Raw genomic sequence first — 16,430 nt, 5'->3', positions numbered from 1 at the left:
TCGAAAGGGTTACTTGGTGCCGAAAATCTTGTCACCGGCGTCACCGAGGCCGGGCAGGATGTAGCCGTTTTCGTTCAGACGTTCATCGACCGAGGCGACGTAAATGTCGACGTCAGGATGAGCTGCTTCGACCTTTTCGATCCCTTCCGGCACCGCCACCAGGAAAAGACCGCGGATGCTGGTGCAACCCGATTTTTTCAGCATGTCGATACAGGCGATCAGCGAACCGCCGGTGGCCAGCATTGGGTCGAGGATCAGAGCCGTGCGATCTTCCATGCTGCCGGTCATTTTTTCATAGTAGGTGACCGGTTCCAACGTCTCTTCGTTGCGGTAGAGACCGACAACGCTGACGCGGGCGCTCGGAATCAGGTCGAGCACGCCGTCCATCATGCCGAGGCCGGCGCGCAGGATTGGGACAACGGTAATTTTCTTGCCCTTGATCCGCTGCACCTCGACCGGGCCGCTCCAGCACTCGATGGTTTCCGCCTCGGTTTCCAGATCCTTGGTTGCTTCATAGGTGAGAAGGCGAGCAACTTCCGATGCCAGTTCGCGGAACTCCTTGGTGCTGATGTCATGCTGTCGCATCAGTCCCAGTTTATGCTTGATCAGGGGGTGGGTTGCTTCGTAAACGGCCATCTGTTGCTCCTTTTATCCTGTTTTTTTGGACACTTTTTTTGATAGGGCGAAAAGTGGATTCAGATCAATCAACCACGCAGCATAAGAGGATCACTTGCCGGGGTCAAGTCGATTTGGGCGCGCAGTTTTCAAGGTCATTAAGCGTTTTGAATCTTGCTCTGACGTTACTTCGGGTTCGTTGTTGCATTCTGATGTTGGAGGCTTTTTTGCCATTTAATAAATACGCCTATCATCAGAACGTAGATTTAGGCTATAGTAACCGGCTGATTTTGCCGCGAACATCGTGGCCAAAGGTTGTACGACAATGAAGAGAAAGAAAAAATATACCTGGCAGAGCAAATGGAAACACCGGCTGGAATACTATGCCATTCGCCTGCTAGCTGCTATTTTGAAAAAAATTCCTCGTGAAATGGCTCTGCAGGCTGGAGGTCGGTTGGGCATTCTGGCTGGCCTGGTCCTGCGTAAACGCTACCGAATTGCCGAGGAAAACATGGCGCTGGCCTTTCCCCAATGGCCTCTGCATAAGGTGAAAACACTGACATGGGCGAATTTTCAACATATCGGTATTTGCGGTGTTGAGACACTGCTTCTCGATCAGTTGCGGTGCTGTGAAGAGGATGTCAAGCGCTACTACCAGTGTGTCGGCTTTGAAAATTTTGATCGGCCCCTGGAACTGGGCCGCGGAGCAATTCTGCTGACGGGACATCTGGGCTTCTGGGAGTGTGGGAACTACATTCTGGCTGCCAATGGTTACGCTGCCGCCGCCGTTACCAAACCATTGAAAAATCCTCTGGCAGATGTTTACTTCACCAATATCCGGGAAAGTTTTGGTTCGCAGACAATCGACAGTCGTAAAGGTGCGCGGAAAATCCTCAAGGCGCTCCAGCAACAGAAAATCGTCGGTATTCTGCTTGATCAGCATATTGCGCCGCCAGGTGCTGTGCCCACGCGTTTTTTTGGTCGCCTGGCCTACACCACAACGGCGATTACCAACCTGGCCATGAAATACCAGATTCCGGTCGTGCCGACGTTCTGTCTGCGTCAGCCGGATGGGCGTTATCGGGTCGAAGCACTGCCGATGATTATGCTCGAGGGGGAAGGGGAGGCAGCACTCGAACGGAACACGCAGATGCTGACAGACCTTATCGAAGCAGCGGTGCGGAAGGATCCGAGCCAGTGGTTCTGGATGCATGAACGCTGGAAGGCTGAAAAGCCAAAATGGGTTGCAAAACGCAAAGCAGAAGAAGGAAAGAAAGTTGAGTAAAGAATTACAACGCGAAATAGAAAAGCGCCGGACTTTCGGCATCATCAGCCACCCGGATGCCGGTAAAACCACGTTGACGGAAAAACTACTGCTGTTCGGTGGCGCGATCCAGATGGCGGGAACCGTCAAGGCGCGCAAGTCGGATCGGCATGCCACCAGTGACTGGATGAGCATCGAAAAGGAGCGGGGCATCTCGGTCTCATCCTCGGTAATGAAGTTCGAGTATCGCGACTACGAGATCAACCTGCTCGATACTCCCGGCCACCAGGATTTTTCCGAAGATACCTACCGGGTGCTGACCGCTGTCGACAGCGCGGTCATGGTGGTTGACAGCGCCAAAGGGGTTGAGCCGCAGACCGAGAAACTGATGGAAGTTTGCCGCATGCGCAATACCCCGGTGTTGACATTTATCAATAAGCTTGACCGTGAAGGTCTCGACCCTCTTGAGATACTTTCCGATATCGAAGAGAAACTGCAGATCGAGTGCGCACCGCTCTCCTGGCCGATCGGCATGGGCAAGCGCTTCAAAGGGGTCTACAACCTCTATCGCAAAGAGCTGAACCTGTTCACTCCCGGAGAGTCGGCGACCAGCACAGAAACTGTCAAGATCGAAAGCCTGGATGATCCGAAGCTAGATGAAGTCTTGGGTAGACAGGCCGATGAATTGCGAGAGGAAATTGAACTTCTGGAGGGTGCGGCGAATCCTTTCAGCCTGGATGATTACCTGAAAGCAAGCCAGACCCCGGTTTTCTTTGGCAGTGCAATCAACAATTTCGGCGTGCAGGAAATGCTCGATGCGTTCGTCGAATTGGCTCCGGCTCCAGGGCCGCGTGAGTCGACCGAACGGGTGGTCGATCCGGCAGAAGAGGAATTCTCAGGCTTTGTATTTAAGATTCAGGCGAACATGGACCCGGCTCACCGTGACCGTATTGCTTTCCTGCGCATCTGCAGTGGTAAGTTCAACAAGGGGATGAAGGTCAGGCATCACCGCATCGGTAAAGATGTCAACCTGTCAAAGGCGACTATCTTCATGGCGCAGGACCGCGCTCATGTTGAAGAAGCTTATCCGGGCGATATTATCGGTCTGCACAACCATGGCACCATCAAGATCGGCGACACCTTTACGCCGAAAGAACCGCTCAAGTTCACCGGCATCCCCAACTTTGCGCCGGAGCATTTCCGCCGGGTGCGGCTGAAAGATCCACTCAAATCGAAACAATTGCAGAAAGGTTTGATCCAGTTGGCGGAAGAGGGGGCGGTGCAGGTGTTCAAACCGATCAGCGGGGCAGAATTTATTCTCGGTGCGGTCGGTGTGTTGCAGTTCGATGTCACCATGGAGCGATTGAAGGCCGAGTACAACGTCAACGCGGTCTACGAAAGTGTCGATTATAGCACCGCGCGCTGGATCGAATGTGACGACAGAAAACTGCTCGATGAGTTCACCAGCAAAAATCAGCACCACCTAGCTCACGATGCTGAAGGTCACCTGACGTACCTGGCCGCGAGTGAATGGCGGCTTGGACACACTATGGAACAGTGGGAAGGGGTTGCCTTCCTCAAGTCGCGTGAACACAGCTAAAAACGGTTTTCCATTAAAACTGAACTGGCCGGCAATTTTTGTCGGCCTTTTCTTTTGGACGATTTTTTTTCTTTCATAACTATGCTAATCTTTAAAAGTTTTAACCCTTTGACTGTCCTCCGTGATAGGAACGATGAAATATGAAATTTCGGGCTCGCCTGAATTTGAACCTGCAGTGGAAGTTCGTACTTGGAACGTTGCTGTCGCTTGTCGTTTTTGCTGCCATCCTTTTCAGCCTGACCTCTTCTTTCTCCCGGGTGCGTACCGAACTAGTTGAGATTGTCGAGCAGCAGATCCAGCAATCCGTTGCAAATCCCGAACTGGCAGATGAGCAGGAGCAGCTGCATGCAGTAGAAACAGCGCGCAAGCATATCGACCAGGCAATCAGCACAAGCAAAAGAATCACCTGGGGAGCGTTGATTCTGTTTGCTGGCGTGATCAGCCTGATCTTTTTCACCCTGCATCGTCGCTATGTTCGTATGCCGATGGAAAAGCTGCGCAGCCGCTTTCTCAGCCTTCACGAAGGTGATTACAGCACACCGATCACCCTCGACCGCGAAGACGAGTGGAAAGAGATCGAGACAGTGTTTAACGATATGCTGTCAGATATGCAGGAAAGTTGGGCGACAGTACAGGAGTCCGAGCGCCGTTATCGCAGTATTTTCAATAGTATTTCAGTTGGTATTTTTCAGTCATCGCTCGATGGTGAACTGCTGAATATCAATCCCGCGATGGCGGAAATTCTGGGGATCCGTTTGAGCGACATTTCCGGTGCGCGTAAGCTCGCAGAATTTTGCTATGCCGATAAGAAAGATCGGCAGCAATTGCTGGAAAGGCTCCACAAAGAGGAAATCGTCAATCATTTCGAAGTTCAGCTTAAACGCTTTAACGGGGAACTGTTCTGGGGCTCTATAAGTTGTCACTTCGTGCGGGATAGTGAGGAAAATGTCCTTTTTATCGAAGGTACTGTTGATGATATTTCCCGGCGCCACAAAGCGGCAGAAGAGCTGCATGAACTGAAAGAATACCTGCATGGAGTTGTCGATGCCATGCCGTCAATCCTGCTCAGTGTCAAACGCGATTTAACTGTTTCGCTCTGGAACAGCCGGATCGCCGAAGTGAGCGGGGTTGCCGAATCAGACGCCCACGGGAAACCGTTGGCAGATATCTTTACCCTGATCGAACCTCGCGATTATCTGTCTGCTGTAGAGGAAACGCTCGCACATGGCAATATCGCACGCTTGCAACGGCTAAAAGGCTGTGCCTCGCAGCAAGGGAAAATTTTCGACCTGGTCGTTTATCCTCTTGGTGTGCAGGCAGAAGAAGCAGTTCTGCATGTTGACGATGTTACAGAGAAGGCAAAGCTTGAAGAGGTCATGATTCAGTCCGAGAAGATGCTGTCGGTTGGCAATCTCGCTGCCGGCATGGCACACGAAATCAATAATCCGCTGGCGTCGGTGTTGCAGAATGTCCAGGTGATGGAGCAGCGCCTTTCACCGGCGTTGAAAAAGAATCAACAGGTGGCTGAACAGCTTGGCATGAGTATCGAGCAGGTCGCAGACTATGCTCGCTTGCGTGGTTTCGATCAGATGATCACGTCGATTGCTGAATCGGGCCAGCGGGCGGCGCGCATTATTGAAAACATGCTCAATTTCAGTCGCAAAAGTGCTTCTGACTTTGTTCCTCACGCCTTGGCTGAACTGGTTGACAAGACCATCGAACTGGCAGGCAGCGATTACGATATGAAGCATAGTTTCGATTTTCGCCAGATCAGGCTGACGCGCGATTATCAGAATCTTCCCCTGGTGCCCTGCGAAGCCAGCCAGATTCAGCAGGTTGTCCTGAGCTTGCTGAAAAACGCAGCGCAGGCGATCAGCAAAAATGTGGCAGAACCTGAAATCGTCGTGCGGATTTTCCAGCAGGGAGACGCTGCCTGTCTGCAGGTCGAAGACAACGGCGATGGCATGAACGAGGAGACCTGTCGCCGGATTTTCGAGCCTTTCTTTACCACCAAAGAGGTTGGCGTTGGCACCGGGCTAGGCCTCTCTGTTGCCTATTTTCTCATAACCGAAAATCACAACGGGCATTTGTCGGTCACCTCGGACGTTGGCAAGGGAACCTGTTTTACTGTCACGCTGCCTTTGGTGTCAGGCGAGTCGAACGCTGAAAACTAGGCGGGAGTTAGTTCATGGCAACTATTGCGTGGAAAGAGATTTATCAGACCGGGATCGTAGCCCTCGATGATGAGCACAAGCAGTTGGTTGCGCAGATTGATCGGCTTTTTCAGGCCGTTCGCGACAAGCAGGGGGATGATGTCCTGCAGGAAACCTTCGAAATGTTAAAGGACTACACAGAAAAACATTTTCAGCACGAAGAAAAATTGATGCAGGAATACGGCTTTCCGGGGCTTGAGGAACACCGGCAGATTCATCAGCAGCTGCGTGATTCAGTCGACGACATGATTTCCCGTAACAGCAGCGACCCGCAGCAATTGGCGAAGGAACTGTTGGCGTTTTTGCGTGTCTGGCTGCTGGAACATATCGTCAATGTTGATAAAAAGTACGGCGTTTTCCTCGAATCACGCGCGGGGCGCTTTATATCTTGAACCTCGAAGAGGGTGGAAAAAATGACAAGAACCAGAATTATGCAGGCTATTAATGCCGAACAGGAAAGAACTATCTGTGTCAAAGGCTGGGTCCGCTCGGCACGGCGCGGCAAAGAGGTCAGCTTCATCGCGCTCAACGATGGCAGTTGTTTTGACAGCTTGCAGTTGGTGCTCAGCCCGGAACTGGAAAATTATAACGAAATCAGTAAGGTCGGCACTGGTGCCTGCCTCAGCGTTGTGGGGAAGTTGATCGAATCGCCTGCCGCCGGTCAAAAGTGGGAACTGCAGGTCGAAGAGGCGAAAATCCTCGGTGATGCCGACGACAGTTACCCGTTGCAGAAGAAACGCCACTCCTTCGAGTTTCTGCGCAGTATCGCTCACTTGCGGCCGCGCTCCAATTCCTTCGGCGCGGTTTTCCGCATGCGTAGCCAACTCTCCTACGCCGTGCATAAATTTTACCAGGAGCGTGGTTTCATGTACGTGCAGACGCCGATCATCACCGCCAACGACTGCGAAGGCGCAGGTGAGATGTTCCGCGTCTCCACTCTCGACGCCGACAATCCGCCGAAGCAGAACGGTGCTGTCGACTGGAACGAAGACTTCTTCGGCGAGCGAACCGGTTTGACCGTCAGCGGTCAGCTGCAGGCCGAACTGTTCGCCACTGCTTTTTCCGATGTTTACACATTTGGTCCCACCTTTCGCGCAGAGAATTCAAACACCAGTCGCCATGCTGCAGAATTCTGGATGATCGAGCCTGAGATCGCCTTTGCCGATCTGGCTGACAACTGTCAGCTGGGGGAGGATTTTCTCCGTTACATGGTGACATACGCCCTCGACAACTGTCAGGAAGATCTGAACTTTTTCAACCAGCGAATTGAAAAGGGGCTGATCGACAAACTGGAAGCGCTGGCGAAAGCAGAGTTCAAAACCATTACCTACAGCGAAGCGGTCGAGCTGCTGCTGAAAGCGAAACAGACATTCGAGTTCGCCGTCGAATGGGGCTGCGATCTGCAGTCGGAGCATGAACGCTATTTAACTGAACAGGTGTTCAATGGACCAGTTTTTGTCACCGATTATCCGAAGAATATCAAAGCCTTCTACATGCGCCTGAACGATGATAACAAGACCGTTGCGGCGATGGATCTGCTGGTGCCGCGGGTCGGCGAGATTATCGGTGGAAGCCAGCGTGAAGAGCGGCTTGATGTGCTGCAGGCGCGGATGGACGAATGTGGTGTGCCGCAGGAACATCTGCAGTGGTATCTCGATATCCGTCGTTGGGGAAGCTGTCCGCACGCCGGCTTCGGACTTGGCTTCGAGCGTTTGCTGATGTACGTCACCGGCATGGAGAATATCCGCGATGTCATTCCTTTTCCGCGAACACCGGGGCATGCGAAGTTCTAGGCTTTCTGTCGTGAGGGTACAGATGGTGGAGGCATGCAGATCCTGGGGTCTCACGGCCTGACTTAGCCTGAGTTCTTTACTGGCTGGTCGCTGGTGTGTGCTTTGACAATCAGCATGGTGATATCGTCGTGCTGCAGTTGGTCGCCGCGAAACTCCTCAAGCTCATGCAGGATGAACCGGCCGAGGTCCGCAGCACCAAGATGCGCCTGACGTTGCAGCAGGCCACAGAGACGGTCGGTACCGAACATTTCGTTCGAGGGCCCACAGGTTTCCCAGATGCCGTCGGTGCCGATCAGCAGGATGTCACCGGGGGCGACCGGCAATGGCTCCATCGCTTCGAAGTCTATGTCGTTGAGGATTCCGAGGGGGATTCCGGAACTGGGAAGCTCGCGTGCCCTCGCAGTGTCGGCAGCATAGTAAAAGCTCGGACCGTGACCGGCCGAGACCCAGCTGCAGCGGCGTTGATCGGTGTCAAGCAGGGCGTAAAAGAAGGTGGCGAAAAAGTCGTCACGGCTGTCCCGCACCAGGTGCTGATTGAGGGATTTTATCAGGGCCTGCGGGTCGCTTCCCAGCTGTGGGGCCTGTGAACGAAGCAGCCCGCGGACCGTGGTCATCAGCAGCGCCGCGCCGATACCATGCCCGGAGACATCAGCGACCGCCAAACCCAGGCGCCCCTCCCCCAGTTCCAGGAAGTCATAATAGTCGCCGCCGGTGCCGTCACAGTAGCGGCTGTGCCCGAAGATCTCGAAACCTGGCACCTGCGGGGCCGCTTTTGGCAGCAGATGCTGCTGGACTTCGCGGGCCAGCGCCAGTGATTGCTTCAGTTGCTCCCGCTCGTGCAGGCTCGGTCCCATGCTGTTGAAGGCGCTGCCGAGGGCTTCCAGTTCGTCCCCGGAGGTAATGGTAACCCGTGCGTCGAAATCTCCTTTACTCAAACTCTCCGCAGCGGCAGCAAGCTGCAATACCGGTCGGGTTAGAGCTTTTGAGATGAGCAGTGTCAGAATAAGAACGATGGCGACCACCCCGCATAGCATCAAGCCACTGATCTGCAACCTCCAGAGCAGCTGTTCTCGGGCGTAGTTTTCGGCCCGCTCAGCCTGGGCAATGACTTGTTGATAGGGCAGGCTGATCAAGGGGAATGGCTGTCCCTGCTGGTGTTTGCCGTAAGCCCAGAGCACCTCTTCACCCTGTTGCCGGATGATACGCACCCCGGTTTGGCCAGCTCGTAGGTCGGCGAATACCGGCTCCAATTGCTGCGGCAGGTCAACCGCCAGAAACTGCTGCTTCACCGGCATACGCCAGTTGCCATAGTGCCCCTCCTGATCTCCCCGGTAAATGACCTCAAGCTTGTTGCTGTCGGGATGGTAGAAGAGGATCATAGCCTGTGTCTGCTCCTGCAGAGAGGGCGGGATGGTCCAGTCGGCGAGCAGCCACTGGTAGACCACATCGATCGCCGTAACGCCGGCGAAGTGGCCATCAGGGGTGTGGACCGGCATCGCCATGGTCAAAATCAGGCTACGGGTACTGAGGTCAGTGATCACCCGGGTGATCGGGCGTTTTTCTGTTTTTGCGGCACGGTACCATTCTCGCTGACGTGGGTCATAGTCACTGGGATAGCCGCCCTTGCCGGGGTAGCTGGAGTGTACTCCCTGCTCCAGGGCGGTGTACTGCCAGAGGAACAGGTCGGGGCGGATGTCGTGAACCAGTCGGTAGACAGCTGGCATTGACGCCAGCTTGCGCAACAAGCTGTCGACGCGCGAGCGGGCGACACCGTTTGCCAGGAAAAGCACCTGCTGCTGGTAGTTGACCCGGATCGGCTCGATCTTGCCAGTGTTGCCGGGGCGGAAGTGTTTATCCGAGGGTTCGGTTCCCGCGGGGCTGGTTTCTGGTCGCTCGAAATCGGCGGAAAAGTAGAGCGGCGGATCGCCCTCGGCGGTGGCGGCGAGCAGCTTCTCCACCTCGCGAGCCTGCAGGTTGAGCGCCAGCAGAACCTGGGCCTGGTCGCGTTTGAGGATCTGACCATATTCATCGACCAGAACGTGCAGCAGGGTGTAGGCGTTTTCAAGCAGCTGCTCGCGTGTTTCGGCGCCAAGTTTGTGGCTCAGCTGCAGGGTCGAATAGCTCTGGAAAAAAGTATTCAACAGCAGCGGGATCAGGGCGATCGCCAGCAGTAGGATCAGGATTTTGGTGCGTATTCTCATGGTGTCTGCCGAGTCGGTTGGGACAGTATCGCCGGATTATCTTTTATTATACCCGGAAAACTCGAAGCAATCCGGCCGTTTGTTGCTTTGTCCGCGGATAGGGGTTGAAGTTCTGGGCGGGGCGTAATATTTATGGAGCACAGGAGGATGGGAGTTACTCAATGCGAAACCTGATATTCGCGATTTTCTGGCTGCTGCTCATTCAGTCGGTCGTTCCAGCCTGGGCCAGCGATCGATTGATTCGGGTTGGTGGCGATCATAACTATCCGCCATACGAGTTCCTTGACGAAAATGGTCATGCGGCCGGTTTCAACGTCGAGCTAACGCGTGCCATCGCCGAGATCATGGGCATGGAGATTGAGATTCGTCTCGGCAACTGGGCTGACATGCGACAGATGCTGGCCCATGGCGAAATCGATATCCTGCAGGGAATGGTGACCACGCAAGAGCGGTTGTCCGAGGTCGACTTCTCCATTCCCCACGCCAAGGTCTACCAATCGATCTGGGTGCGCGATGGTTCGCATATCGCCGAACTGCAGGATCTGGCAGGCAAACATGTTATCGTCATGCGCAACGCGGTCATGCACGACTTTATGCTGCAGAGGCCGGAACTGAACGCCCGCATTACCCCTGTCGATACTCTGGAAGATGCGTTACGTGCGCTTTCCGCGGGCGTGGCGGATGCTGCATTAGTGGCCAAGCTGCCGGGCGAATATCTGTTGCCGAAGATCGATCTGCGCAATATTCAGCCGATCGCCAAGCCACTGCTGGCGCAGGATTACGGCTATGCAGTAAAAAAGGGGAACCGCGAACTGCTGGCGCGTTTCAATGAGGCTCTGGCCTTGCTGAAAAAATCGGGCCGCTATCAACAACTGTATGAAAAGTGGCTGGGTGTTTTGCCGGCGCCCGGCATGTCGACGGAAAAGATTCTGCGCCTTGGCGCTTTGGTCCTGTTGCCGTTATTGTTGGTTCTGATCGTCGCTGCCTTCTGGACCCGTACTCTCAGCCGCCAGGTGGCACTGCGCACTGAAGCCCTGCAGCAGGAGGTGGCGGAGAAGGAGCGCGCTATGCGCGAACTGGAAATCCGTCAGCAACAACTGATTCAGGCCGACAAGCTGACCTCTCTCGGCACCCTTACGTCCGGGGTGGCGCACGAAATCAACAACCCTAACGGGCTGATCCTGCTGAACCTGCCAATCCTGAAAAAAGCCTGGCAGGATGCCCAGCCGATCTTTCAGGAGCACTATCAGAAGCATGGTGACTTCAAGCTCGGCTGGCTCAATTTCAGTCGTATGCGCACGGAAATTCCACAGATGTTCGAGGATATGCAGCAGGGCTCGGCACGGATCAAACGGATCGTCGAGGACCTGAAAGATTTCGCCCGGCTCGACAGCTCGAAGCTGGATGAATCGGTCGATCTCAACCTGGTCGTGCAGGCGGCTTTGCGTCTGGTCAACAACCGGCTGCGTAAAAGTACCGACAATTTTGATCAGCAGTTGGCCGAGAACCTGCCCCGTTTTCGCGGGAGCGCCCAGCGGATCGAGCAGGTTGTCGTTAACCTGTTGTTGAACGCTTGCGAGGCCTTGGAATCGAAAGAACAGGGGATCAGTTTGATTACCAGAATCTGCCCAGACGGGGATTGTTTGCAGCTGGAAATCTGCGATCAGGGGCGCGGCATCGCCGAGGAGAACCTGTCCAAATTGACTGACCCTTTTTTCACCACCAGGCGCGAAACCGGTGGAACCGGGCTTGGGTTGTCGATTTCGTCCGGCATTGTGCACGATCATGACGGCCGTTTGGAGTTCACTTCGACACCCGGCGAGGGCACCTGTGTCAGCATGATTTTGCCGCTGGAGAAAGAACAGGCCGATGGAGAATAAATACCCCGATTTCAGCATTCTGATGGTTGATGACGAACTGCCCTGGTTGCGCAGCCTCGGAATCACCCTGGAGGGGCCGGGTGGTTTCAGTAACCTGCTGCAGACCACCGACAGCCGCGAGGTGACGGGTCTGCTGGCTGACAATGATATCGGCCTGGTGCTGCTCGACCTGACCATGCCGCACCTGAGCGGTGAAGAGGTTCTGGCGCAGGTCAAGCAGGAGTTTCCGCAGGTGCAGGTGATCATCATTTCCGGCATGAACAAGCTGGAGACAGCGGTCGAGTGCATGCAGAAGGGCGCTTTCGATTATTTCGTCAAAACTGTCGATGAAGACCGTTTGCTCGATGGTGTGCGCCGGGCAGTGGCGATGATCGAGTTGCAGCGGGAGAACAGCCGCATCAGCGCCAAGCTGGTCAGCCGCGAGTTGGAGAGTCCGGAGGCCTTTGCCGACACTGTGACCCGCGACCCCGGCGTGCTTGCCCAGCTTGCTTATCTTGAGTCGATTGCTGTCTCGCGGCAGCCGCTACTGATCCTCGGCGAGAGTGGTGTCGGTAAAGAGTTGATCGCGCGGGCAGCACACAGGTTGGCCAAGGTTGACGGTCCGCTGGTCAGTGTCAACGTTGCCGGGCTGGATGATAATGTTTTTTCCGATACCCTGTTCGGGCACCGGCGGGGTGCCTTCACCGGTGCAGATCAAGATCGGGGCGGGATGATCGAACAGGCGGCCGGCGGAACCCTGTTCCTTGATGAAATCGGGGATCTCTCTGCAGCCAGCCAGGTCAAGCTGTTACGGTTGCTGCAGGAGGGCGAATATTACAGTCTCGGCAGTGATCGGCCCAGCCGAATCAATGCGCGGATCATCTGCGCGACCCATCAGGATTTAGCCGAAGCGGTTAGTGCGGGTCGCTTCCGTAAAGATCTGTACTTCCGTCTCCAGGCGCATCAGATCGAGTTGCCGCCATTGCGCGAGCGCAAGGAGGATATTCCGCTGCTGCTCGATCATTTCCTCGCCCAGAGCGCGATTGAACTGGAGAAGCCGTTGCCGACCTATCCGCCGGAGCTGAAAGCCCTGCTCGGCAGCTACAGCTTTCCCGGCAACATTCGCGAGTTGCAGGCGATGGTACATGATGCCGTCAGCCGTCATGGTGGCGGAGTGCTGTCGATGACCACCTTTCAGGAGCGGATCGGTAGCCAGCGGACTCAGGCACTGCCGAATGAAGGGAACCCCTTTTTGACCATGAGGGAGCTGCCGACTCTTACTGAAGCGGGGGAACTGCTGGTCGACGCCGCTCTCGAACGCGCTGAAGGCAACCAGTCGCTGGCGGCGCGGTTGCTCGGTATCTCGCAACCGGCACTGAGCAAACGGCTCAAAATGCGGCGACAGCAAAACTAAAAAGGGTATAACTTGGGTTATGGTCATAGCTCAGGTTATATCCGCTTCAACGCACCAGACTCTTTTAATCTTTCGACAAACCAGGTCAGGCTCCATAACTTAGGTTATATCCCTTCTGCTGCTGGCGGTTCCCTCTCTTAACTTGAAAACCTGTTGTTAATTCAGCTTCTTACTCCGTAGACGATAACTGGCATCGGCCTTGCTAAACCATTGTTCTGTGATGAATAGCATGCGCGGAATAGCCCGTTGCTAAATCCCTATTACCTACGGAGGAAAGAATGAAGAAACTGTTTTTTGTCGCTCTGGCCGCTCTGGTCGCCCTCAGCTTCATCCCGATGAACAGCTTCGCTGCTCGCACCACTTACGTCACCATCGGTACCGGCGGTGTCACCGGCGTTTACTACCCGACCGGCGGTGCGATCGCCAAGATGGTCAACAAGAAGCGTAAAGAGTACAACCTGCGTGCGACTGTCGAATCGACCGGAGGTTCGGTCTTTAATGCCAATGCCATTGCTGCCGGTGATCTCGAATTCGGTATCCTCCAGTCCGACCGCCAGTTCCAGGCCTATAACGGCACCGGCGAGTGGGAAGGCAAGCCGATCAGCAAGCTGCGTGCTGTTTTCTCCATCCACCCGGAGCTGGTCACCATCGTTGCCGGCGCTGACAAGAACATCAAAACTATCGCTGATCTCAAAGGCAACATCGTCAACATCGGCAACCCCGGTTCCGGCCAGCGTGGCAATGCTCTCGACCTGTTCGCCATGGCCGGCATGGACCCTGAAAATGATTTCAAAACTGAGGGTATGAAGCCTTCCGAGTCCGCCAGCCTGCTGCAGGACGGCCGTATCGATGCCTACTTCTACACCGTCGGCCACCCGAACGGTTCGGTCAAGGAAGCTGTTGCCGGTGTCCGGAAGGTTAACTTTGTTGCCGTTCCGGCTGATATCAGTGCCAAACTGGTGGAGAAATTCCCCTTCTATGCTGCAGCCGACATCCCGGTTGACATGTACCCGGGCGTCGTTAACGAAGCCAACGTACCGACCTTCGGTGTCAAGGCGACCCTCTGCACCAGCGCTGATGTCTCCGACGACATCGTCTACGCCATCACCAAGGAAGTCTTCGAAAACTTCGAAGAGTTCAAGAAGCTTCACCCGGCCTACGCCAACCTGACCAAAAAGCAGATGCTCGACGGTCTCTCCGCCCCGATCCACCCGGGCGCAATGAAGTACTACAAGGAAGCCGGTCTGAAGTAAGCAGTCAATTTTCGGGGGGACGCTCAGCTGTCCCCCCGAAACTGTTCAAGCCTTGGATTAAGCAGCTTTTGGCTGTTTGCTCGAATGCTTGTTGCAGTTAAACCAGTAACACAAGGAGTTTTCCAATGAGCGAGAAGATTCAGGAACCGGTTGATGAGGGTTTGGAACAAGCCCGCAAGATGGTTGAAGAAGAGGAGATGGGCCTGCGTCATGCCGTCGGCTGGCAGCGTTTCCTGGTGCCGATTGTGGCGCTCTCCTGGTCGCTGTTCCAACTGTCGCTGGCCAGCTGGCTGCTGCTCGATTCCACCTACGTGCGCGCCATTCACCTGGCTTTCGCTGTTTTTCTGATCTTCGTCTCCTTCCCGACCTTCAAACGCAAAATTAATATCCCCGGCTTGCGCTGGTTGTCGGCGACCGATCGGATTCCGACGCCCGACCTGATCATCGCTGTGGCGGCGACCGTTTTAGCACTCTATATCGCCATCGATTATGAAGGGATCGCCAGCCGGGTCGGTATGCCGAACACCCGCGACATGATCCTTGGGGGATTGCTGGTGCTGGTGCTCTGGGAAGCGACCCGGCGCGTGGTCGGCCCGGCATTGGCGGTAATCGGTATTCTCTTTACCCTGTATGCCTTCTTCGGCCCTTACATGCCGGATTTTCTCGCCTTCAAAGGTGTCAGCTTGACCCGTTATGTCGGCCAGATATCCCTGACCACCGAGGGTATTTACGGTGTTCCGATCTATGTTTCGGCGAAGATCGTTTTCCTCTACGTGCTGTTCGGTGCGCTGCTGGAGAGGGCGGGGGCCGGTCGTTTCTTTATCGATCTGGCGATGAGCATGCTCGGTCGTTACAAGGGCGGGCCGGCGAAAGCAGCGGTTCTCTCGTCCGGTCTGACCGGCCTGATTTCCGGCTCGTCTATCGCGAACGTCGTTACCACTGGTACCTTCACCATTCCGTTGATGAAGAAGGTTGGCTATCCGGCGAAAAAAGCTGCGGCGATCGAGGTGGCGGTTTCTACCAACGGTCAGCTGATGCCGCCGGTCATGGGGGCCGCGGCCTTCATTATCGCCGAATATGTCAACCTGCCATACCTCGAAGTCTGTAAAGCGGCAGCGGTACCGGCCTTTGCTTCTTACATCGCTCTGTTCTTCCTCACGCACATCGAGGCGAGCAAGCTCGGCATGCGCGGCTTGACCAAGGCGGAGCTGCCGATCTTTTTTACTATCCTGAAAAACGGCTTTCACTACCTGGTGCCGATCCTCTACCTGCTGTACGAATTGATCGTACCTCGTCATTCACCCGACATGGCTGCCTTCCGCGCCACCATGGTGCTGCTGGTGATCATGCTGTTCCAGCATGTCTTTACCGCCAAGCGGGAAGGTGCTCCGCTGCAACTGGGATTGGTCAAGGGCGTGATCGATATCTACGAAGGGATGATCGCCGGTGCCCGTAACATGGTCAGCGTAGCTGTAGCGACCGCTGCTGCCGGTATTGTTGTTGGTATCGTTACCATGGGGCTCGGGGGCCTGGTCACCGACATTATCGATACTTTGTCGATGGGTAACCTTTACATGATGCTGGGAATCGTTGCCGTTTGTAGTCTGATTCTTGGTATGGGCCTGCCGACCACGGCTAACTACATCGTTATGGCCAGCCTGACTGCTCCGGCGCTCGTCACTCTGGCGGACTGGAACGGTTTTGCCGTGCCTCTGATCGCTGCTCACCTGTTCTGCTTCTACTTCGGTATTCTGGCTGACGACACCCCGCCGGTCGGGCTGGCAGCCTACGCGGCCAGCGCCATCGCGCGAAGCGAACCGATACCGACCGGTGTGCAGGGCTTTCTCTACGATATCCGGACGGCGGTGTTACCGTTCATGTTCATCTTCAATACCGACATCCTCCTGGTCGGGATCAACAGCTTCCCGCTGGCGGTCTATATCTTCCTTATGACCTGTATCGGTACCTGTTCGTTCGCTGCAGCGACGCAGGGCTGGTTTATTGCCAAAAACAAGATCCACGAAACTCTTCTGCTGATTTTGGTTTGCGCCATCATGTTCCGGCCCGATTTCTTTGGTAACCTTTTGGGGATTGGCAACCACTACCTCTGTTACCTGCTCGGGGTGGCCTTGCTGGGCGGCATTTACGCTATACAGAAACCGCGTGCCCGTAAACATGAAGCAGCTATTCTCGCTAACGCACCGAAGGGGGTATAAGA

Annotated in this window: 11 protein-coding genes; 9 read left to right on the top strand and 2 right to left on the bottom strand. The window is 55.0% G+C overall.

Going from position 1 to position 16,430, the window contains the following annotated elements:
* Window positions 1–9: 9 nt before the first annotated feature.
* Complete coding sequence (gene upp, locus BUB13_RS05780) at window positions 10–636, bottom strand: uracil phosphoribosyltransferase (protein ID WP_072906663.1); 627 nt, start codon at window positions 634–636, stop codon at window positions 10–12.
* Between the two features lie 304 nt (window positions 637–940).
* Here upp and BUB13_RS05775 point away from each other — a divergent pair, with 304 nt between their 5' ends.
* The 5 genes from BUB13_RS05775 (at window position 941) to asnS (ending at window position 7,485) form a co-directional block, all read left to right on the top strand.
* Window positions 941–1,900: a lysophospholipid acyltransferase family protein gene (locus tag BUB13_RS05775; RefSeq protein ID WP_072906661.1), complete on the top strand. Its 960-nt coding sequence runs from the start codon at window positions 941–943 to the stop codon at window positions 1,898–1,900.
* On the top strand, window positions 1,893–3,479 hold the full coding sequence (locus tag BUB13_RS05770) for a peptide chain release factor 3 (protein ID WP_072906659.1): 1,587 nt from the start codon (window positions 1,893–1,895) through the stop codon (window positions 3,477–3,479). The genes BUB13_RS05775 and BUB13_RS05770 overlap by 8 nt, the downstream gene beginning before the upstream one ends.
* A 140-nt stretch (window positions 3,480–3,619) precedes the next feature.
* Window positions 3,620–5,653 carry an ATP-binding protein gene (locus tag BUB13_RS05765; RefSeq protein ID WP_072906657.1) on the top strand — a complete coding sequence of 678 codons (2,034 nt, stop codon included), beginning with the start codon at window positions 3,620–3,622 and terminating at the stop codon, window positions 5,651–5,653.
* 14 nt (window positions 5,654–5,667) lie between these two features.
* Window positions 5,668–6,084 (top strand): bacteriohemerythrin, encoded by a 417-nt coding sequence (locus BUB13_RS05760; RefSeq protein WP_072906655.1) that lies wholly within the window; start codon window positions 5,668–5,670, stop codon window positions 6,082–6,084.
* A gap of 21 nt (window positions 6,085–6,105) precedes the next feature.
* A complete protein-coding gene (asnS, locus tag BUB13_RS05755; protein WP_072906653.1) occupies window positions 6,106–7,485 on the top strand; it encodes an asparagine--tRNA ligase in 1,380 nt (459 codons plus the stop codon).
* Between the two features lie 62 nt (window positions 7,486–7,547).
* Here asnS and BUB13_RS05750 read toward each other — a convergent pair whose 3' ends face one another.
* A complete protein-coding gene (locus BUB13_RS05750; RefSeq protein ID WP_072906651.1) occupies window positions 7,548–9,686 on the bottom strand; it encodes a SpoIIE family protein phosphatase in 2,139 nt (712 codons plus the stop codon).
* A gap of 161 nt (window positions 9,687–9,847) precedes the next feature.
* On the opposite strand from BUB13_RS05750, the gene BUB13_RS05745 reads away from it, so the two are divergent.
* The 4 genes from BUB13_RS05745 (at window position 9,848) to BUB13_RS05730 (ending at window position 16,428) form a co-directional block, all read left to right on the top strand.
* Window positions 9,848–11,566 (top strand): transporter substrate-binding domain-containing protein, encoded by a 1,719-nt coding sequence (locus BUB13_RS05745; protein ID WP_072906649.1) that lies wholly within the window; start codon window positions 9,848–9,850, stop codon window positions 11,564–11,566.
* The gene (locus BUB13_RS05740; RefSeq protein WP_072906647.1) at window positions 11,556–12,959 is read left to right on the top strand and encodes a sigma-54-dependent transcriptional regulator; all 1,404 of its coding nucleotides are present in this window, start codon (window positions 11,556–11,558) and stop codon (window positions 12,957–12,959) included. Before BUB13_RS05745 ends, BUB13_RS05740 begins: the two co-directional genes overlap by 11 nt.
* A 278-nt stretch (window positions 12,960–13,237) precedes the next feature.
* The gene (locus BUB13_RS05735; RefSeq protein WP_072906645.1) at window positions 13,238–14,212 is read left to right on the top strand and encodes a TAXI family TRAP transporter solute-binding subunit; all 975 of its coding nucleotides are present in this window, start codon (window positions 13,238–13,240) and stop codon (window positions 14,210–14,212) included.
* Window positions 14,213–14,337: 125 nt separating this feature from the next.
* Window positions 14,338–16,428 (top strand): TRAP transporter permease, encoded by a 2,091-nt coding sequence (locus tag BUB13_RS05730; protein WP_072906643.1) that lies wholly within the window; start codon window positions 14,338–14,340, stop codon window positions 16,426–16,428.
* Window positions 16,429–16,430: the final 2 nt, after the last annotated feature.

This window comes from Malonomonas rubra DSM 5091 (assembly GCF_900142125.1).
Lineage (GTDB): Bacteria > Desulfobacterota > Desulfuromonadia > Desulfuromonadales > Geopsychrobacteraceae > Malonomonas > Malonomonas rubra.
Note: the sequence above shows the minus strand (reverse complement) of the source record. Positions and strands in the feature narration are given on the sequence as shown.

Bases quoted from the DNA above. Each gene is read 5' to 3' on its own strand.
- upp (WP_072906663.1), bottom strand. From the start codon at position 636: ATGGCCGTTTACGAAGCAACCCACCCCCTGATCAAGCATAAACTGGGA.
- BUB13_RS05775 (WP_072906661.1), top strand. From the start codon at position 941: ATGAAGAGAAAGAAAAAATATACCTGGCAGAGCAAATGGAAACACCGG.
- BUB13_RS05765 (WP_072906657.1), top strand. From the start codon at position 3,620: ATGAAATTTCGGGCTCGCCTGAATTTGAACCTGCAGTGGAAGTTCGTA.
- BUB13_RS05760 (WP_072906655.1), top strand. From the start codon at position 5,668: ATGGCAACTATTGCGTGGAAAGAGATTTATCAGACCGGGATCGTAGCC.
- asnS (WP_072906653.1), top strand. From the start codon at position 6,106: ATGACAAGAACCAGAATTATGCAGGCTATTAATGCCGAACAGGAAAGA.
- BUB13_RS05750 (WP_072906651.1), bottom strand. From the start codon at position 9,686: ATGAGAATACGCACCAAAATCCTGATCCTACTGCTGGCGATCGCCCTG.
- BUB13_RS05745 (WP_072906649.1), top strand. From the start codon at position 9,848: ATGCGAAACCTGATATTCGCGATTTTCTGGCTGCTGCTCATTCAGTCG.
- BUB13_RS05740 (WP_072906647.1), top strand. From the start codon at position 11,556: ATGGAGAATAAATACCCCGATTTCAGCATTCTGATGGTTGATGACGAA.
- BUB13_RS05735 (WP_072906645.1), top strand. From the start codon at position 13,238: ATGAAGAAACTGTTTTTTGTCGCTCTGGCCGCTCTGGTCGCCCTCAGC.
- BUB13_RS05730 (WP_072906643.1), top strand. From the start codon at position 14,338: ATGAGCGAGAAGATTCAGGAACCGGTTGATGAGGGTTTGGAACAAGCC.